Here is a 4,103-nt window from a genome sequence, read left to right as displayed (position 1 = left end):
CGTATTTATTTATCGATTCAAGCCAGAATTATAACACCATTTCAGCGAGTTAATGGGCGTATGTCAGGAGTTCTGCAGTGGAGCTTGAGCTTGAATGGGAACATCGGCGTCTACCAGGGTTCGTCTGCGGATCCAGGTGGTCGCCGGCTCGGCGCACAAATCCACCCAACGTGAGCACCATGCTCGTGAGATGATCTCAAATCGGGCCAGGGCGGGCAAACCGTGGGTAGGCGCGCTCTAATCCAGCCAGGTGCGCAGAGCGCTGCGTGAGGGACAGGGGGTGCCTGCTGTGACGCAAGCGGCAAGCGGGCTGTCCCTCTTTGGGGCAGCCCCATGGCCTCTGGCGCGGTTCTAGGCGCTAACTGCCGTGAGCCGCATCGGATGCGGAGACAAAGCCAGCCTGAAGCAGGTTAGCCGTCGACGGTGATGCGGTCGATCAACTGTTCTAGGACCTGCGCGGCACGGGCGTTCTCGACCTGACAGGTGCCGGCGGCATGATGCCCGCCGCCGCCATAGGCCAGCATCAGCTCACCGACATTGGTCCTGGAGCCGCGGTCGAAGATGGACTTGCCAGTGGCGAAGACGGTGTTCTGCTGCTTCAGGCCCCAGAGCACGTGGATGGAGATGTTGCACTGCGGGAAGAGCGCATAGATGACGAAGCGATTGCCTGCCCAGATGGTCTCCTCACCGCGCAGATCCAGGACGACGAGATTGTCGTGGACAGTCGCGCAGCGCTGGATCTGCTCCTTGAACTTTGGCTCCTGCTCGAAGTAGAGATCGACGCGCTCCTTGACGTCCGGCAGCGCCAGGATCTGCTCGATGCCGTGGTCCTTGCAGTAGTCGATAAGGTCCATCATTAGGCTGTAGTTGGAGATGCGGAACTCGCGGAAACGCCCGAGCCCGGTGCGGGCGTCCATCAGAAAATTGAGCAGCACCCAGCCCTTGGGATCCAGCACTTCTTCTTGCGTAAACTGCGCCGAGTCGCCCTTGTCGACCGCCTCCATCATTTCATCCCAGCCGGTCGGGAAGGCGTCGTGCCCGCCGTAGTGACGCCAGACGACGCGGGCGGCCGAGGGGGCGTCCGGATCGATGATGTGATTGTCGCGCTGGCCGACCCGCAGGGTCTCGGACGAGTGGTGGTCGAAGGCCAGATGGACGCCGTCCACATAGGGTAGATTGGTGGTGATGTCCTTGTCAGAGATCTCGATCAGGCCATCCTGCATGTCCTTGGGGTGAACGAACTTGATGTCCTCGATGAGTTCGAGGTGCTTGAGCAGGACGGCGCAGACGAGGCCGTCGAAATCACTGCGTGTAACGAGACGGAACTTCTGCTCTGGCATAATTGGCCTCCGGCCGGGCTGGCGCTATTTGGCATCCGGTGATCATACTTAGACGCTTTTCGTGAAACTACCCAAGCTGCGCGAGTCTGTGACCCGGTGCTCAGGCTTCTTTGCGATGCCGCTGAAGCCAGAGCCCGCCCCGTCGGAGCCTCATCCTCCAGGGCGACGCTGAAGAAGGATAGAGGACCGAGCCGAAACACGCGAGGCTTCATCATCCGCCTCGCTGTCCAGATTGATCGGCCTAGAGGCCGATCATCTCAGCGTGTGCGGGGATTCATTCAAACCAACCATCGAAGGCCCATCATGTCCGTCGATCCCGCCGTTAGGCAGCGCTTCCAGCGTCTGCGCTGGACCATCTACGCCATCCTCGTGCTGGCCTACATGATGGTCTTCTTCCACCGTATGGCCCCAGGCGTGGTGTCTGCGGAACTCATGACCAGCTTCCAGACGAGCGGCGCCGCGCTGGGCTCGCTGGCGGCCATGTACTACTACATTTATACCGCCATGCAGATCCCCTCGGGCGTCCTCGCCGATACCCTGGGATCGCGCATCAGCGTTGCGGTCGGCTGCTTGGTGGCCGGGCTCGGCTCCATCCTCTTCGGTCTAGCCGAGACCTTCGAGATGGCCTCGACCGGGCGCTTCCTCGTCGGCCTGGGCGTCTCCGTCGTCTTCGTCGGGCTGATGCGCTCCAACACCCAGTGGTTCAGTGAGCGCTACTACGGTGCCATCAGCGGGCTGACGCTGCTGCTCGGCAACGTCGGCTCCATCCTCGCCGCGGGTCCGCTCGCGCTGCTCCTCCAGACGACCTCGTGGCGCAGCGTCTTCGTCGGCATCGGCCTACTCTCTCTGGTGGTGGCCGTCATCACCGCGATCGTCGTGCGCAGCAAGCCGCAGGACGCTGGCCTGCCCTCGGTCCAAGAGCTGGATGGCCTGCCAGCGCATCCGCCACGTGACCGTCACTGGGTGCACGACCTGCGCGGGGTCATGACCACGCCTGCGGTCTGGCCGAGCTTCTTCGTCATGTTTGGCATCACCGGCAGCCTCTTCGCCTTCGCCGGCCTCTGGGGCGTGCCACTCATGCGCGATGGCTTCGGACTGGACCGCACTCAGGCATCGCTCTACACCACGGCGGCGCTCGCTGGATTCGCCGTCGGCTGCCTCGCCCTGGGCTATTTGTCCGATCACCTGGGTCGGCGCAAGGTGGTTATCGTCGGCGCCAGTGCAGTCTCCGTGAGCATCTGGCTGGCACTCATCTTTCTACCCTGGGGGCCTGGCTGGACAGGTCTCATCCTCTACGCGCTGCTCGGGCTGGCGGCAGGCGGCTTCGTCGTTGGCTATGCGGCGGCCAAGGAGGTGGTGCGACCAGGGGTGGCCGGTATGGCGATCGCGCTCGTGAATACCGGCCTCTTCCTGGGCGCGGCCATCATGCAGCCGGCTTTCGGCTGGGCCATGGACCTGACCTGGGACGGTGCCATGCAAGGCGATCTGCGCGTCTACGCGCTCAGTGACTTCCGCAACGGACTCTGGCTCTCCGCCGGCTTCGCGCTACTGGGGCTGATCGGGGCGCTCTTCGTGCGCGAGACAGGCTGCCGAAACCTGACCTTGGTGACACCGAAGACAGCTGCATCATGAGATGAGCTGGACTCGGACCAACCCTGAGCGGCTCAAGCCCGCGCCAAGGAGCCTGCCCGCGCGCACTGGGGGGTGACCAAGCATCAGCCCCGCGCTCCGCGGGATACCAAGACGGAAACAGGAGACACCGACATGCCGCCTTTGCCTCAAACTGATTCCTTGCCCGGTCATCGCCAAGCGACCGGTAAGGGCATCGTCCCTCAAGCTGCGATCGGGCTCGCAGCCACGCTTGTGCTGACGGCGGCAGTGATCCTGCCGGCCTCAGCTCAAGACTCCTTTCTGGGCAATGTGAAGGATCGTGCCGCCAAGGCCGCCGAAAAGGTCGCGGAAACGGCAGGAAAGGCCGCGCATACCCTCGGTGATGTGACCGGCAAGGCCATCGACTCGGCCCAGACCTCGCTCGAAGAGGCCGAGCAGGACTTGCGCGACGAGGACACCCCCCAAGAAACGCGAGCGAAGCTGGACGCGATGGCCGAGACGGCCATTCAGGAACTACAGGAGCAAAAGCCGCAGGTCACGCCCCTGATCGAGTCCAGTGCCGGCTACGCCGTCTTCGACACCAGGCAGCTGAGCTACGGCGTCTCCGGGGGCTATGGCCGCGGCGTCGCGGTCGATCTGAGCACGGATGCACGCACCTATATGAAGATGGGCAGCCTGGGCGTCGGGCTGAGCTTCGGCATCGGCGGCTTCGACACCCGCATCATCATCCTCGTCAAGGATGCCTTCACCTTCAACAAGCTCATCACCCAGGGGCTCGATGCCTCCGCCGAGGCCGGCACCATGATCAAGGATGACCGCGAAGAACTCGCGCTGCGATTCGATGATGGGCGAGCGGTCTTCGTTCTAACCAAAGAGGGCTGGAAGGTCTCCGCCAAACTCTCGGGGGCCAAGTATTGGCCGGACGACGCCTTGAACTGAAGACACGCAAGAAGTCCAGCCTGGACGAGGCCCCAGACTGGGCTTCCTGCGTTCCGGGTAGCGCCGCCGGCTGCCGGGCGGCACCCTGGACGCGCTGAGAAGCTGTCTGGAAACTCTTAGGGAGGCTTCGCCTCAGACCGACGAGTCATGCCATCGGGATCGCTATCGGGATCGGAATCGCTATCGTCGGTTCGATCCCGATCCCGATCCCGA

At 63.2% G+C, this 4,103-nt stretch carries 3 protein-coding genes; 2 read left to right on the top strand and 1 reads right to left on the bottom strand.

Features of this window, described 5'->3' with window-relative positions; genetic code table 11:
* Positions 1-410 precede the first annotated feature (410 nt).
* On the bottom strand, positions 411-1,340 hold the full coding sequence (locus tag G3480_RS25285) for an exopolyphosphatase (RefSeq protein WP_164656984.1): 930 nt from the start codon (positions 1,338-1,340) through the stop codon (positions 411-413).
* A gap of 303 nt (positions 1,341-1,643) precedes the next feature.
* Here G3480_RS25285 and G3480_RS25280 point away from each other — a divergent pair, with 303 nt between their 5' ends.
* Together G3480_RS25280 and G3480_RS25275 are read left to right on the top strand one after the other, a co-directional pair.
* The gene (locus G3480_RS25280) at positions 1,644-2,972 is read left to right on the top strand and encodes an MFS transporter (protein WP_164656983.1); all 1,329 of its coding nucleotides are present in this window, start codon (positions 1,644-1,646) and stop codon (positions 2,970-2,972) included.
* A 132-nt stretch (positions 2,973-3,104) separates the two neighbouring features.
* Positions 3,105-3,890: a lipid-binding SYLF domain-containing protein gene (locus tag G3480_RS25275; RefSeq protein ID WP_164656982.1), complete on the top strand. Its 786-nt coding sequence runs from the start codon at positions 3,105-3,107 to the stop codon at positions 3,888-3,890.
* Positions 3,891-4,103 lie beyond the last annotated feature (213 nt).

The sequence above is a fragment of the Thiorhodococcus mannitoliphagus genome, from assembly GCF_010915725.1.
In the GTDB taxonomy this organism is placed as follows: Bacteria; Pseudomonadota; Gammaproteobacteria; order Chromatiales; family Chromatiaceae; genus Thiorhodococcus; species Thiorhodococcus mannitoliphagus.
Note: the sequence above shows the minus strand (reverse complement) of the source record. Positions and strands in the feature narration are given on the sequence as shown.